Origin of the sequence: Schleiferilactobacillus shenzhenensis LY-73, from assembly GCF_000469325.1 — a bacterium.
In the GTDB taxonomy this organism is placed as follows: domain Bacteria; phylum Bacillota; class Bacilli; order Lactobacillales; family Lactobacillaceae; genus Schleiferilactobacillus; species Schleiferilactobacillus shenzhenensis.
Window position 1 is genome coordinate 1 of record NZ_KI271601.1, and the last position, 11,701, is coordinate 11,701.

Below are 11,701 nucleotides of genomic sequence, written 5' to 3' on the forward strand. Positions count from 1 at the left end.
CTTAACCGGTCTAAATCTAAAGGAACACCATGGACCGGGTGTGTATACATTTGAGGATATTTTAGAAAGCAGGAATCGAATATGGATACCGACGAATTAGCCGACTACATCGAACAAAACAGTAACGTGAAGACCGTCTGGATGGAAAAGGTCATCGCTCACTTGAACGAAGTCAACGACCACCGGGCGCCGGCCAAGCGCTGGAACAAAGCCATCATCCAGCACCAAGCTGACCGCATGTACGATGACTTCATCAACGACGTGCACGACAAGATTATGATGGCCGCCAACGTGAAGGCCAGCGATAGTGCGCAAACGTGGGCGAATACCATTGAGCAGAATGAGATCCTGGATAATTTGGAGGAGTCGATTGCGGATACGGAGTTTGGGGATGATGAGGACGCGGATGATGAGGAATAATGCTTTCCTCGTGCATGGGTACCCGTTAGACGGCAGGCGTTACAGTGTATCCCATAAGAAGCTCTATTTTATGTACACTTTCCATTCATTGTTGGTGCACGAGCCATCAGGATATGGAACACTCTGCAATAGAAAACGGGCGGTACTTTTACGACAAACGTTGAGATTTATCCACAGGCTTATCCACAGCTCAACATTTCTAAACCTGTCGATTTCGACAGGTTTAGAATCTGAATGGAGGAACAGAAAATGAAAACTCGGGTGGAAACAATAAGCACCGATGGAACAAACATCCGTCTGATCAACACGGGGTCTCAGCAGACGGACTTGATCAGCTTGACGGACATTGCAAAGTACAAAAATTCTGACGAACCAGGTGAGGTTATTCGAAACTGGATGCGTAGCCACAGTACAATCGAATACTTGGGTTTGTGGGAGCAGTTGCACAATGAAGCATTCAATAACGAGGCATATACCAACCTGCTTATTGAGGCCGGTTCGAATGCGTTTACACTAACTCCACAAAAACTCCACAAAAGTGGGCCAAAGTAACTGCGGCAATTGGCATTGCTTCTAGACCGGGAAGATATGGCGGGACTTATGCCGTGACCGACATTGCGTTTGAATTTGCTGCGTGGGTTTCACCTGAATTCAGACTGTACCTTATCAAAGACTATCAGCAACTTAAACAACAAGAAAATTCACCAGAAAACCTGGAATGGAATGTACGTCGGTTACTGTCAAAGACCAATTACAAGATTCACACCGATGCAATCAGAGAAAAACTCATTCCCCAAGAGTTAACGAAGGCTCAGGCCGCATATACCTATGCTAGTGAAGCCGACAGGTTAAACGTTGCGCTATTTGGCTTAACAGCTGGTGAATGGCGCCAGCTTCATCCCAAAGCGAAGGGAAATATCCGAGATAATGCGTCACTGGAACAACTCACTGTCCTTTCAAATTTAGAAAGCATGAATGCCGAATTGATAAAGGACGGGGAATCAAATACTCAGCGGACACTTAAGCTCAACAGAATGGCCGGTGAGCAGCTGCACGTTCTTACAGAGAACATCAGCGAACAGCATAAAATTGAAAAGCAACAATAACTGAGCCTGTACAGATTATACTTCCACTACATTTTACTGCTGTATACTTCAAAAAAATTAAACCGTACCTATGTGTGTGCCGCCGTGCCTCGTGTTATGCAGGTATCAATGGCATGCTCATCTTCAAACAATACGAAAAAAGCCATACAGCGCATTATTAATGTGTGTGTATGGCTTGCTTCTTTAAGCTAAAACCGGGAAAGAGAATAGATAAGCCGTTTACCGGATTTGAACCGGTGACCTCATCCTTACCATGGATGCGCTCTACCTGCTGAGCTAAAACGGCAAAAAACAACTGCGAGAAATAGTATACTAAATTCTCGCAGTCAGTGCAACCGTTCCAGGCTAAAAAATATCCTCGTTGAAGCCGCGGTTGTAGAAGACTAGGCGCGTCATCAGCTCGTCTGGTTTAATCGTCAGACGGGCAACGCCGGTGTTCTGCATCTGAGCGACTTGGTAAACATCGGCCAAGTGCAGCAGTTCAGCGACCAGCGCCCGGATGGCGAAACCGTGACTGACGAAGAGCAAATGGCCCTCCGGGTATTTCTCCACATAGTCCTTGGTCACGGCCACCATGCGCTCGCGGACGGCGGAGAAGCTCTCCCCATTCGCCACGGCAGCGTAATCGGGTGTGAGGAATCCCAGGTCGTCGAAAGCGCCAGGAAATTCTTTCTTCAGTGGGGCCACTTCATGGCCGTCCCAATCACCGGGATCCAGTTCTCGCAGCCGTTCATCCTGTTCGATGGGCAAGTCGGCGTCCTTGTTCAGGATGCGGGCAGTAGAAAAAGCCCGCAGCAAGTCGCTGCTGACGATCCGGTCGTAACGGTGCATGTCCAAATGCCCGCGTAAAGCAGCCGCCTGTTCCTGGCCGGTGTCGTTCAGCGGCATGTCCGAGCTGGCCCCCTGGATCAGGCCCTTTGCGTTGTAATTTGTCTCGCCGTGGCGCACGAGCGTGATTTCTGTCATTATGTAACCTCCAATAATTAAGTCAAATGTTGTGCGGGCGCTGTTGCCAGCATAAACGGGCTCCGGCGGGCAGACCACCATGATTTAAGGACCCTAAGGCAAAAAGCCCAAGAGCGGGGCTTTTCGCCTTAGGACCACTTAAATCAGGTGGTCTAAGCGCCCGCCTCCGCCCTCTGGTTCTGCTACCGGCCATAGTACCATACTGCAAAATTATCGCAATCACGGCTGATCTTAGTCAGCGACACGTTGGGGGGTTCGCGCAGTGTGCCGGTCTCGGGTACGCCGAGAATACCGGCGACAGCGCTGCGGATGACGTAGCCGTGGGTCACGACCAAGACTGGGCCGGGCTGTTCGGGAATACTGCGGAGAAAGGCCATCGCCCGCTGGGTCACGGCGGTGAAAGACTCGCCGCCGGCGAAGGATTCATAACCCGCGCGGACGTTGCCCGCGGCCTCGTGCCACCACTCCGGATAGAGCATCTTCACCCACGTCTGGGTGCGGCCTTGGAAGCAGCCATAGTTGATCTCCCGCATACGGGTATCGAAGGTCACGGGGACATTGCCCACGGCCAGCTGCAGCGTTTCCTGAGTCCGGTCCAGCGGGCTGCAGAATATTTGGGTCGGTGCCAGTGCCGCCAACCGCTCTCGGGCACTGGCGGCTTGGGCTCGGCCTGCGGCGGTGAGCTGTGCCCAGGGCGCGTTGCTGTCGCCTTGAATGATGTTGTCGCGGTTGGCCCGGGTCTCCCCGTGGCGCATTAAGTAAATATCCATATGGTCACCACCTAATCTGTTGTTGGGAACTGCCGACGGTCACGTGCTGGAACCCGTATTGCCGCAGGAGCGACTGGATCACGTCCAGATACACCGGTGCATCCACCGGCAGGTTCTGGGTCTGCGGCGACAAGGTGACCCCAGTAAGGTAGTCAGAAAGGTGCGGCACCGCCAGTTCCACGTAGGGCCGCAGATATTTCTGCCCGGAGAGGGCCTGGATGTCGAACTTTTCCTGCTTCTGCGGGGTCTCAGAGAGGCTGGCATCGAAGTAAAACACCCGGTACTCTTTCTCGTACCGGTAGGACGCCGACTTCATCGCCGCCGTCAGCATCACGAAGAGCAGGAGCAGGTCTTTCTTCCAGGCGTATTCGCCCACGGCCTGGGTGTCATTCTCGAACAGGCGGGTATAAATCTCCACCGGGGTCGTGGTGATACTGATGAGCTGGCGGGTCTTGGCCAGGTAGCGCAGCGACCAGATGTACGATTCAATGAAGTCGTCGATGTACTGCCCCAGGTCGGTCCGCTCGAACACATCGGTGGGCTGGTGCCGGGCCGCCAGCGCTTGGCGGTCGGCGGTGAACAAGTCCAGGTTGTTGGTGTCGGCCAGTAAGAAATCCTCGAATTCGCTGGCGATGCGGGCCTTCGCAATGTTAGCGTGGCGGTCCACGTAGATCACCCGGGAAGCGCCAATGTATTCGTGGCTGCCCGGCCGCAGCTGCCCTTGCAGATCCTGCATGAAGCCGTTCAAGTCCAGGGACATCTCCATGCCGCCGTACCCGTAGTAGTTCCACATGGGAATCGCGTCCTCGTCGGTGGACAGGGCCAGCACATACAGCTTGATGCGCTGCTGCATGAAGGTCATGAAGCCTTCAATGGGGGCGTGCCAATACAATTGAAGGAGCTGCGGCCCGTCGTCCCCGGCAATCTCATTGACTGTCTGGGCAATGTGCTGCTGGTTGGCGTCGACGAATTTTTGCATGAACTGACTCCACACTTGGGTGTCGTTGGGATCGTTGAGGAACTCTGTCCGGGTCAAGCGCATGATACGGGTGCGGATGATCGCCCGGAAGGCTTCAACGGTCGTGTAGTGCTCGGCGGTTTCAATTCTGGCCACGGGATCGGTCCCCTTTCTCACTGCTGCATTAAGCAAGTCAATCGTAGCGCAAGAACGAGGCGGCGGGAAGGGGCAGAAAGCCGTGGCTGGCTGGCGGCGCTGGCCAGTGTTCTGGCCAAGGACCAAAAAAGGGGCCGCACCGGGGGAATCCCCAGTGCCGACCCGGTCTTGCGGTTACAAATGGCCAAACATAATGACCGCCAACGCCGTCAAGAACAAAACACCCCGCAGAAAGCTGGCGAGGAAGTTCTCCCAGAGGCTGCGAAAGCGGGGGCCGCGCCGGCCAAAGACCGCGCGGACGAACGCTACGATTGCCACGACGGCACAATACCCCAACAACCAATACCAGACCAACAGCGTCATGACCACCACAGTCCTTTCCCAACTGAGACGGTTGCTGCCAACAAACGGTACTGCGTTATCCCATTCCTGCCCTAATTCCATTATAGCGCTTACACTCGGGGCTGCTCACGCCGCATGCTCACGAGCGGTCATCTTTCTTCCCCTTGCCATATCGCTTATAATGGTTCCTAAAGATGTTTTTTCGGGTCACCTAATACACGCGGAAGGGATCAACATGTCACCGAACAAAGAGAACTATTTGAAGACGATCTTCGAGCTGCAGCACGACCACCAGAAGATCTCCAACAAGAATATCGCGGATATTCTCAACGTCAGCGCCCCCTCCGTCACGGAGATGCTGACGGCGTTGACCAAAGAGGGGCTGGTTTTCCATACCCCCTATAACGAAATCTCGCTCACAGACGCGGGGTTAGTGCGGGCCCGGGAACTGGTCCGCAAGCACCGCATCTGGGAAGTCTTCCTGGCGGATCGGCTCCACTACGCCATGGCCGATGTGCACCAAGCTGCGGACATTTTGGAACACGCCACGGACGACAAATTAGCCGACCGGTTGAACGAATTCCTGGGCCGGCCCAAGCGCTGCCCCCACGGCGGGATCATCCCCGGCAACTCGGATATTGAAGACGACTCCGACATCACCCTGGCGACCCTCGTGCCCGACGACAGTGCCACCCTCCAGCGGGTCATCGACAACCACGAATTTCTCACCTACTTCGAAGACCTGCAATTACGGTTGGGCGACCGCTTAACGGTGATGAAGAAAGAGCCTTTCGGCGGCCCGTTCATCGTCCAGACTGGCGACCGGGTGACCGTATCGATCTCGGAAGCTGCGGCGGGCTTCATGTTCATGACTGACGTCCACTATCACCACCCGGAGACGGACGGTGCAGAGAAAGGGGCTAACGGATGAGCGAACTGCCAGATCATATTGCCGTTCTTGGCGGGCGGGTGCATAACCTGCGCAACATCAACGTGGATATTCCGTTGAACAAATTCACAGCCATCTCTGGCTTGTCCGGTTCGGGCAAGTCCTCTTTGGCGATGGGCATTCTCTACGCTGAGGGCTCCCGCCGCTACCTGGATGCCCTGTCGACTTACACCCGCCGGCGGATCAGCCAGGTGGGCCGGGCCGACGTCACCGCGGTCCACCATATTCCAGCGGCCATTGCCCTGCGTCAGCGGCCGAACGTGCCCAACGTCCGGTCCACCGTGGGCACAATGAGCGAGAGCCTGAACGTCTTGCGGCTGATGTTCTCCCGTTTGGCCTCCCACCGCTGTCCCAACGGCCACCAGCTGCCGCCCAGCATCAAGGTGGCCCAGGCAGCCGCCGTTCAGGGCGAGCACATGGGTGAGATCACCTGCCCCATTTGCGGTGTCACGTTCCGGTTCCCGTCGGCCGAAGATTTTGCTTTCAATTCAGCTGGTGCCTGCCCCACCTGCGGCGGCACGGGCTTGCTCCGCCAGCTGGTCCCGGAGCGCTTGATTCCCGACCCGACAAAGACCATCGACGAGGGGGCTGTCGCCTCCTGGCGGCTGCCGGGCCGCAACTTCATGCCCGACGTGGCCCGGGCCATCGGTGTCCGTACTGACGTCCCCTTCAACCAGCTGACCAAGAAGGAGCAGCATACCGTCCTCCACGGCGCCAAGAAGGGCTACCCGGTGGACCTGCCCAGCGCCAACGGCCGGGTCTTCCACATGAACAATGCCCTCTACGAGAACGCCTACCTCGCGGTGGAAGACACCGCCGCCAAGGCGACCAACGAGCGTACGCTGGCCCGCCTCGACCGTTTCTACGAGATGACGGTCTGCCCCACTTGCCACGGCAGCCGCTTCAACCCGAAGCTCTTCACCTCACTGATCAACGGTCAGAACATTGCCCAGGTCAGCGCCCTCACCCTCGGCGCTCTGGCGGACTGGAACGACCGCTTGGCCGAGACCTACGACACCACCATGCGGGACTTGGTCAGAAATCTCAGCCGGGAACTGACCGGTGCACTCCAGCCGCTCCTGGACCTGGGTCTGGACTACTTGACCCTGGACCGGGCCGGTAACACCCTCTCCACCGGCGAATTGCAGCGGCTCCAGCTGGGCCGCACCCTGCGCAGCGAGACGAACGGTGTCCTCTACGTCCTGGACGAACCCAGTGTCGGCCTGCACCCAGCCAACGTCGACGGCCTGGTGGGAATCATTAAGAAATTGATCGCCCTGGGCAACACAGTCGTGGTCGTGGATCACGACACGAATCTGCTCAACGCGGCCGACTTTATGGTGGAAATGGGCCCGGGGGCCGGCCAAGACGGCGGCACCGTCATCGCCCACGGCACCCTGGCCCAAGTCGCCGCTGATCCGCAGTCGCGAATCGCCCCATTTCTCACCGGCCAAGCCCCGGTCATCGTCCGCCAGCAGGCCGACCCGGCTAAACAATACGCCCACGGCACGATTCAGCTGACCGTCAGCGACTACAACAACCTGCACGACGTCAGTGTCGCCCTGCCCAAGCGCCGGCTAATCGGCATCTCGGGCTTCTCCGGGGCGGGCAAGACATCGCTGATCCTCGACAGCCTGATTCCCGCCCTCAAGGCCCAGCATAAAAAAGAACCCCTGCCCCGCCAGGTCAGCGCCCTGACGGCCAAGGGCATTCGCCGGGTGGTCAGCGTCAACTCCGTGCCGGTGGGCAAGAACGCCCGCTCCACGGTGGCCACCTATTCCGGGATCTTCGACCACATTCGCCAGCTCTTCGCGGATACGCCGGACGCTCAAGCCCACGGCTGGGATGCCGGTCACTTTTCTTACAACACCGAAGGGGGCGTCTGCCCCAACTGCGGCGGTACCGGGACCATATCGCTGGATATTCAATACCTGCCGGATATGGTTGAGACCTGCCCGGTGTGCCACGGCCAGCGGTACAATCCGGAGACGCTGGCGGTGCAGTGGCACGGTATGAGTATCGCCGACGTGCTGAATCTGTCCGTACGCCAAGCGCTGCCGCTCTTCCAAGACGTGCCGGCGATCAGCAGTATTCTTCAGCACCTGGCCGATATGGGCCTGGGCTACCTGGTCCTGGGTGAGAGCACGCCTCAGATCTCCGGCGGCGAGGCGCAGCGGCTGAAGCTGGTGACGGAGATGGGGAGAAATCAAAAGAGCAGCCTGTTCGTCTTCGATGAGCCCAGCGTAGGCCTGCATCCGCTGGACGTCCGTACGCTGCTGCAAGTCTTCGAGTCCCTGCGCAACCAGGGCGCGACGATCATCTACATCGAGCACGACCTGGACATGCTAGCCAACGCGGACTACCTGGTGGACCTCGGTCCCCGGGGTGGCACCGCCGGCGGCCGCATCGTTGCCGCGGGGACACCGGCGGAAGTCGCCGCTGCACCGGAAAGTATTACCGGACGGTACTTGGCGGCCCACTTGCGGGGGTGAATTATTTCCAGTGGCCCGGCGATTTGGGCCCTCCGGCTGGCTGGGCGTGGAACGCCATGGGCACGCCCGCCAGCCTCCGGGCCCAAATCGCCTACATCTTGCTCGACTGTAAAATCTTGGTGTCACAACATATAGCTCCGCAGGACCGGCTTCGCACTAGTTGCGCGTCGCCGCCCCCAATCTACGCAGTCCGTAGTCACCCGAGCCACACCGTAACAATTTCTCTCCCTCACATTACAAAAAGCGTCCCGTCACTCAGTTTGAACAGAGTGACGGGACGCTTTGTTGTTCAAGAAACGGCTTAGTCCGCCCGGCCGGCGGAATAGAGGTCGTCAAGGTGCTTTTGGTACCAGTCGGTCCATTGGGCCTCGTCGCTGGAATTCGGCGCGTCGTGGTCATCGATCAAAGTGTTGATCAATTCCTCCAGCTCCGCCTTCTTGCGGTTGATCAAGACTGCTTTCTTATCGTCATGGTTGAAGTAGCTGTTCAGCTGCAGGACTTCGTTGATACCGGCCACCACATAGTGGGTGTCCCACTGACTGATCAGGTCCAGTTCTTCGTTCTTTCCTTCCGCCAGATAGAAATCCACGAAGGCACTCAGTACCTTGTCGCTAACTGCCTGCTGCTCGCCGTTTTCACTCATCGGTTAGGTCCTCCTTATATTTTTCCGAAACTATCCTAACTTCAGTGTAGTGCGGCGCCTCAGGGAATTCAAGCGACCCGGCGTGCGTGTCGGTGATCGACCCAGGCGCCGACGAGGAAACCCAGAACAGCGGGCAATACCCAGCCGAAACCAGCTTGGTACAGCGGCAGCATTTCTCCCCAATGCAAGAGGACGGGGATGACGGTCCAGTGCTGGAGCGTTGGCGGCAAGCCAGTGAGCATGTTCAAGATGGCCGGGATGAGGCCGAACATCATCGCCCAGGTGTAAGTCCAGCGCTGGGCGGGGAGGAAGACGCTGGCCAGGGCGGTGAGGATGAGGATCATGGCCAGCGGGTAGAGCAAGTTCAGGACCGGCATGGAGATGGCGATGATACCGTCCAGGCCGACATTGGCGAAGAGGGCCGGCAGACCAGCGGCCAGAGCGGCCCAGACGGTGTAAGAAAAGCGGGGAAACAGCTTATGCATCGTCTCCCCGAAAGCCGTCACCAGCCCCACGCCGGTCTTCAAGCAGGCCAAGGTGATGATGATCGCCAGCAGCCAGCTGCCCATGCCGCCGAAATAGTGTTCAGCCAGCTCAGCCAGGATCGTACCGCCGTTCTGGGCGATAGGAAAAGCGCCCCGGGATTGAGTGCCGATGATCGCCAGCCCGGCGTAAATGACGCCCATGAGGACCATGCTGATAACACCGGCACGAATCGTGTTAGCGGCGATCTGCTTGGGTTCCTTGACCCCCAAGCCGCGCAGGGTATCGATGACGACGATGCCGAACGCCAAGGACGCCAGGGCATCCATGGTGTTATAGCCTTCGACGAAGCCGGTGTTCAGGGGGTGACTGATGTAGGTGCCGATGGCGGCGTGGTTCAGGCCGCCCAGCGGCCGCAGCAAGGCCGTGAGCATCAGCACGCCCAGCAGGACCAGGAACGTGGGCGTCAGGATCTTGCCGACGTATTCCATAATGCGCGACGGCTTTCTGGCAAAAAACCATACCGCCGCAAAAAATAGGACCGAAAAAATAGCCAGAAACAACGTCTGCTGCTGGGGCGCGACGAAGCGGCGCACGCCCACTTCGAAGGACACCGTGGCCAGCCGCGGGGTGGACAAGAGCGGTCCGATGACCCAGTACAAGGCCACGGTAAACATATAGGCAAAAGGCCGATTAACATTGCTGGCCAGGCTAAAGACCCCGGCCGTCCGGGTAATCCCCATGGCCACAACCCCCAGCAGCGGCAGCCCCACGCCGGTGAGCAGGAAGCCGATAACGGCCCCGCCCACGTGGCTGCCGGCCTGCTGACCCATGAAAGTAGGGAAAATCAGGTTGCCGGCGCCGAAGAACATGCCGAACAGCATGATGCCAACGAAGACCAGGTCCCGTCCCCGAATTCGCGTATGTGCTTGTTCCATTCGTTTAACCTCCGTATCATGATAGCCGATAGCTTATTCTACGTGGCTGAGACCCTCTTTGCCAACTTTTCCGCCCATTCGTGGCATAATAGCCATTATTCATTCATTTTGAGAAAGGAAGTCTGTCTTTCCGTGGCTCAAGAACCGAACCATCCTACTGTTTTCCCGCTTCATGAACAACTGCCCGCGGCCATGATCCTGGCCGGCGTCGGCGGCTACATGGACGCCTTTTCTTACTTACTGCACGGCAACGTCTTCTCCAGTCTGCAATCGGGGAACGTGATCCTGCTGGGGATTCACCTGGCCCGCGGCCAGTGGGCGAGCAGCGGTCACTACCTGCTGCCGCTGGCCGCCTTCTATCTCGGTGCCTTCCTGATTACGATCATCGCCCGCTACGTCCACCGGCCCGGTCAGCGGCGCACCCACTTAGTCGGGGTCATTACCGAAATCATTATTCTCCTCGCCGTGGCATTGTTTGGTGCCCATCTGCCCGACACCGTCGTCATCGCCATGATGTCCTTCACCGCCGCCATCCAGTTAAGTATCTTCCGGAAAATGAAGGGCCAGCCTTACACCACCACCATGACCACCGGCAACATTCAAGCCAGCGCCGCCCATCTGGCCAACGCCGCCATGGGCACCGGCCAGCACGCCGGACAGCGCAGCCGGGACCGCCTCGCCGTGGCCCTGGGCTTCGGCCTGGGCGCCTTCCTCTCCGCCAGCCTCGTCCCCGTGCTCGGCCAGCATGCCATCATCGGCGGCGCTGCCTTGCTGGTCATTATTCTGGTACTCCTGCTCAGAGAGCAGCGGTGAGCAATCTGGGCAGCTGTCAAGGACGGCCGGCCGTATAATAAAGCCAACGAGGACGGTAGGTAGATGACCAGTCCTCAGAGGAGATGAGCGGTCATGACCCGTTGGCAGAACATCAGAAAGGCTTTTTCATCTGACACGTGGTGCATTATTCTTACCTTTACCGCTTTTTTGATCAGTCGGCTGTGGCATTCTGCACCGGTCACTCGCATTCCAGCCGACTGGTGGTTCTTACTCCTGGGGGTCGCCCAGATCAGCCTGGCGGGCATGATGATATTCGACCATGAGAAAGCCAAGAAACCGTGGACCCAGCGGGACATCGTCAATTTCTGGCTCCCCCTCGTCCTGCTTCTGCTCATCGCCATCATCGACCGCCTAATCAACCAAAGCTGGCTGCTGGGTTAACATCGATTGAGAAACTGGTTACTGCCTGGTCTTGGCCCGGGTGACTCCGGGCTCCGCGCGGGCGGGGGGCTGGAACAGTTCCGCTCGATACGAAACCCTGGCAGCCCCTTCCGCGGTTGTTACGGCGGTAGTCTGGGAGGATAGAGTTCAGGCTGCACGCCCGGTGATTGTGCGCTGGTACGAAAAACCTCACGGTCGGATGGGAAGTAGGCGATTTGGGCCCGGAGCCAGGGGGCCGTCAGTGGTGAAATTGTTGTTAATGG

At 57.8% G+C, this 11,701-nt stretch carries 13 protein-coding genes and 1 tRNA gene; 7 read left to right on the top strand and 7 right to left on the bottom strand.

Translation table 11 applies throughout. From position 1 onward, the window contains the following. The first annotated feature begins 81 nt into the window (after nt 1–81). The 3 genes from L248_RS11630 (at nt 82) to L248_RS16450 (ending at nt 1,526) form a co-directional block, all read left to right on the top strand. Complete coding sequence (locus tag L248_RS11630; RefSeq protein WP_022530433.1) at nt 82–420, top strand: hypothetical protein; 339 nt, start codon at nt 82–84, stop codon at nt 418–420. Nucleotides 421–669: 249 nt separating this feature from the next. Further along, nucleotides 670–972, top strand: coding sequence for a KilA-N domain-containing protein (locus L248_RS16445; protein ID WP_281169990.1), 303 nt, complete (start codon nt 670–672; stop codon nt 970–972). A gap of 53 nt (nt 973–1,025) precedes the next feature. Next, nucleotides 1,026–1,526, top strand: a complete 501-nt coding sequence (locus L248_RS16450) for a hypothetical protein (protein WP_022530434.1) — start codon at nt 1,026–1,028, stop codon at nt 1,524–1,526. 213 nt (nt 1,527–1,739) lie between these two features. Here the strand turns inward: L248_RS16450 and L248_RS11640 are convergent. The 5 genes from L248_RS11640 to L248_RS11660 form a co-directional block, all read right to left on the bottom strand. Beyond that, nucleotides 1,740–1,812: transfer RNA gene (locus tag L248_RS11640), tRNA-Thr, on the bottom strand. 59 nt (nt 1,813–1,871) lie between these two features. After that, the gene (locus L248_RS11645) at nt 1,872–2,492 is read right to left on the bottom strand and encodes a histidine phosphatase family protein (RefSeq protein WP_052000047.1); all 621 of its coding nucleotides are present in this window, start codon (nt 2,490–2,492) and stop codon (nt 1,872–1,874) included. A 182-nt stretch (nt 2,493–2,674) separates the two neighbouring features. After that, on the bottom strand, nt 2,675–3,262 hold the full coding sequence (locus L248_RS11650; RefSeq protein ID WP_022530436.1) for a histidine phosphatase family protein: 588 nt from the start codon (nt 3,260–3,262) through the stop codon (nt 2,675–2,677). Nucleotides 3,263–3,266: 4 nt separating this feature from the next. Further along, nucleotides 3,267–4,376 (bottom strand): hypothetical protein, encoded by a 1,110-nt coding sequence (locus tag L248_RS11655; RefSeq protein WP_022530437.1) that lies wholly within the window; start codon nt 4,374–4,376, stop codon nt 3,267–3,269. 174 nt (nt 4,377–4,550) lie between these two features. Further along, complete coding sequence (locus L248_RS11660) at nt 4,551–4,820, bottom strand: hypothetical protein (protein WP_155828656.1); 270 nt, start codon at nt 4,818–4,820, stop codon at nt 4,551–4,553. A 133-nt stretch (nt 4,821–4,953) separates the two neighbouring features. Here L248_RS11660 and L248_RS11665 point away from each other — a divergent pair, with 133 nt between their 5' ends. Then, entirely contained in the window at nt 4,954–5,649 is a 696-nt protein-coding gene (locus L248_RS11665) for a metal-dependent transcriptional regulator (protein WP_022530439.1), read from the top strand. Next, on the top strand, nt 5,646–8,159 hold the full coding sequence (locus tag L248_RS11670; RefSeq protein ID WP_022530440.1) for an excinuclease ABC subunit UvrA: 2,514 nt from the start codon (nt 5,646–5,648) through the stop codon (nt 8,157–8,159). The genes L248_RS11665 and L248_RS11670 overlap by 4 nt, the downstream gene beginning before the upstream one ends. A 301-nt stretch (nt 8,160–8,460) precedes the next feature. On the opposite strand, the gene L248_RS11675 is transcribed toward L248_RS11670, so the two are convergent. After that, nucleotides 8,461–8,802 (bottom strand): hypothetical protein, encoded by a 342-nt coding sequence (locus L248_RS11675; RefSeq protein WP_022530441.1) that lies wholly within the window; start codon nt 8,800–8,802, stop codon nt 8,461–8,463. Between the two features lie 68 nt (nt 8,803–8,870). Then, nucleotides 8,871–10,223, bottom strand: a complete 1,353-nt coding sequence (gene brnQ, locus L248_RS11680; protein WP_022530442.1) for a branched-chain amino acid transport system II carrier protein — start codon at nt 10,221–10,223, stop codon at nt 8,871–8,873. Between the two features lie 132 nt (nt 10,224–10,355). On the opposite strand from brnQ, the gene L248_RS11685 reads away from it, so the two are divergent. Together L248_RS11685 and L248_RS11690 are read left to right on the top strand one after the other, a co-directional pair. Next, a complete protein-coding gene (locus tag L248_RS11685) occupies nt 10,356–11,036 on the top strand; it encodes a YoaK family protein (protein WP_040536605.1) in 681 nt (226 codons plus the stop codon). A 93-nt stretch (nt 11,037–11,129) separates the two neighbouring features. After that, the gene (locus L248_RS11690) at nt 11,130–11,438 is read left to right on the top strand and encodes a hypothetical protein (RefSeq protein ID WP_022530444.1); all 309 of its coding nucleotides are present in this window, start codon (nt 11,130–11,132) and stop codon (nt 11,436–11,438) included. Nucleotides 11,439–11,701 lie beyond the last annotated feature (263 nt).

Excerpts from the sequence above, each read along its gene's own strand:
- L248_RS11630 (WP_022530433.1), top strand. The coding sequence starts at position 82 with ATGGATACCGACGAATTAGCCGACTACATCGAACAAAACAGTAACGTG.
- L248_RS16445 (WP_281169990.1), top strand. The coding sequence starts at position 670 with ATGAAAACTCGGGTGGAAACAATAAGCACCGATGGAACAAACATCCGT.
- L248_RS11645 (WP_052000047.1), bottom strand. The coding sequence starts at position 2,492 with ATGACAGAAATCACGCTCGTGCGCCACGGCGAGACAAATTACAACGCA.
- L248_RS11650 (WP_022530436.1), bottom strand. The coding sequence starts at position 3,262 with ATGGATATTTACTTAATGCGCCACGGGGAGACCCGGGCCAACCGCGAC.
- L248_RS11660 (WP_155828656.1), bottom strand. The coding sequence starts at position 4,820 with ATGGAATTAGGGCAGGAATGGGATAACGCAGTACCGTTTGTTGGCAGC.
- L248_RS11665 (WP_022530439.1), top strand. The coding sequence starts at position 4,954 with ATGTCACCGAACAAAGAGAACTATTTGAAGACGATCTTCGAGCTGCAG.
- L248_RS11670 (WP_022530440.1), top strand. The coding sequence starts at position 5,646 with ATGAGCGAACTGCCAGATCATATTGCCGTTCTTGGCGGGCGGGTGCAT.
- L248_RS11675 (WP_022530441.1), bottom strand. The coding sequence starts at position 8,802 with ATGAGTGAAAACGGCGAGCAGCAGGCAGTTAGCGACAAGGTACTGAGT.
- brnQ (WP_022530442.1), bottom strand. The coding sequence starts at position 10,223 with ATGGAACAAGCACATACGCGAATTCGGGGACGGGACCTGGTCTTCGTT.
- L248_RS11690 (WP_022530444.1), top strand. The coding sequence starts at position 11,130 with ATGACCCGTTGGCAGAACATCAGAAAGGCTTTTTCATCTGACACGTGG.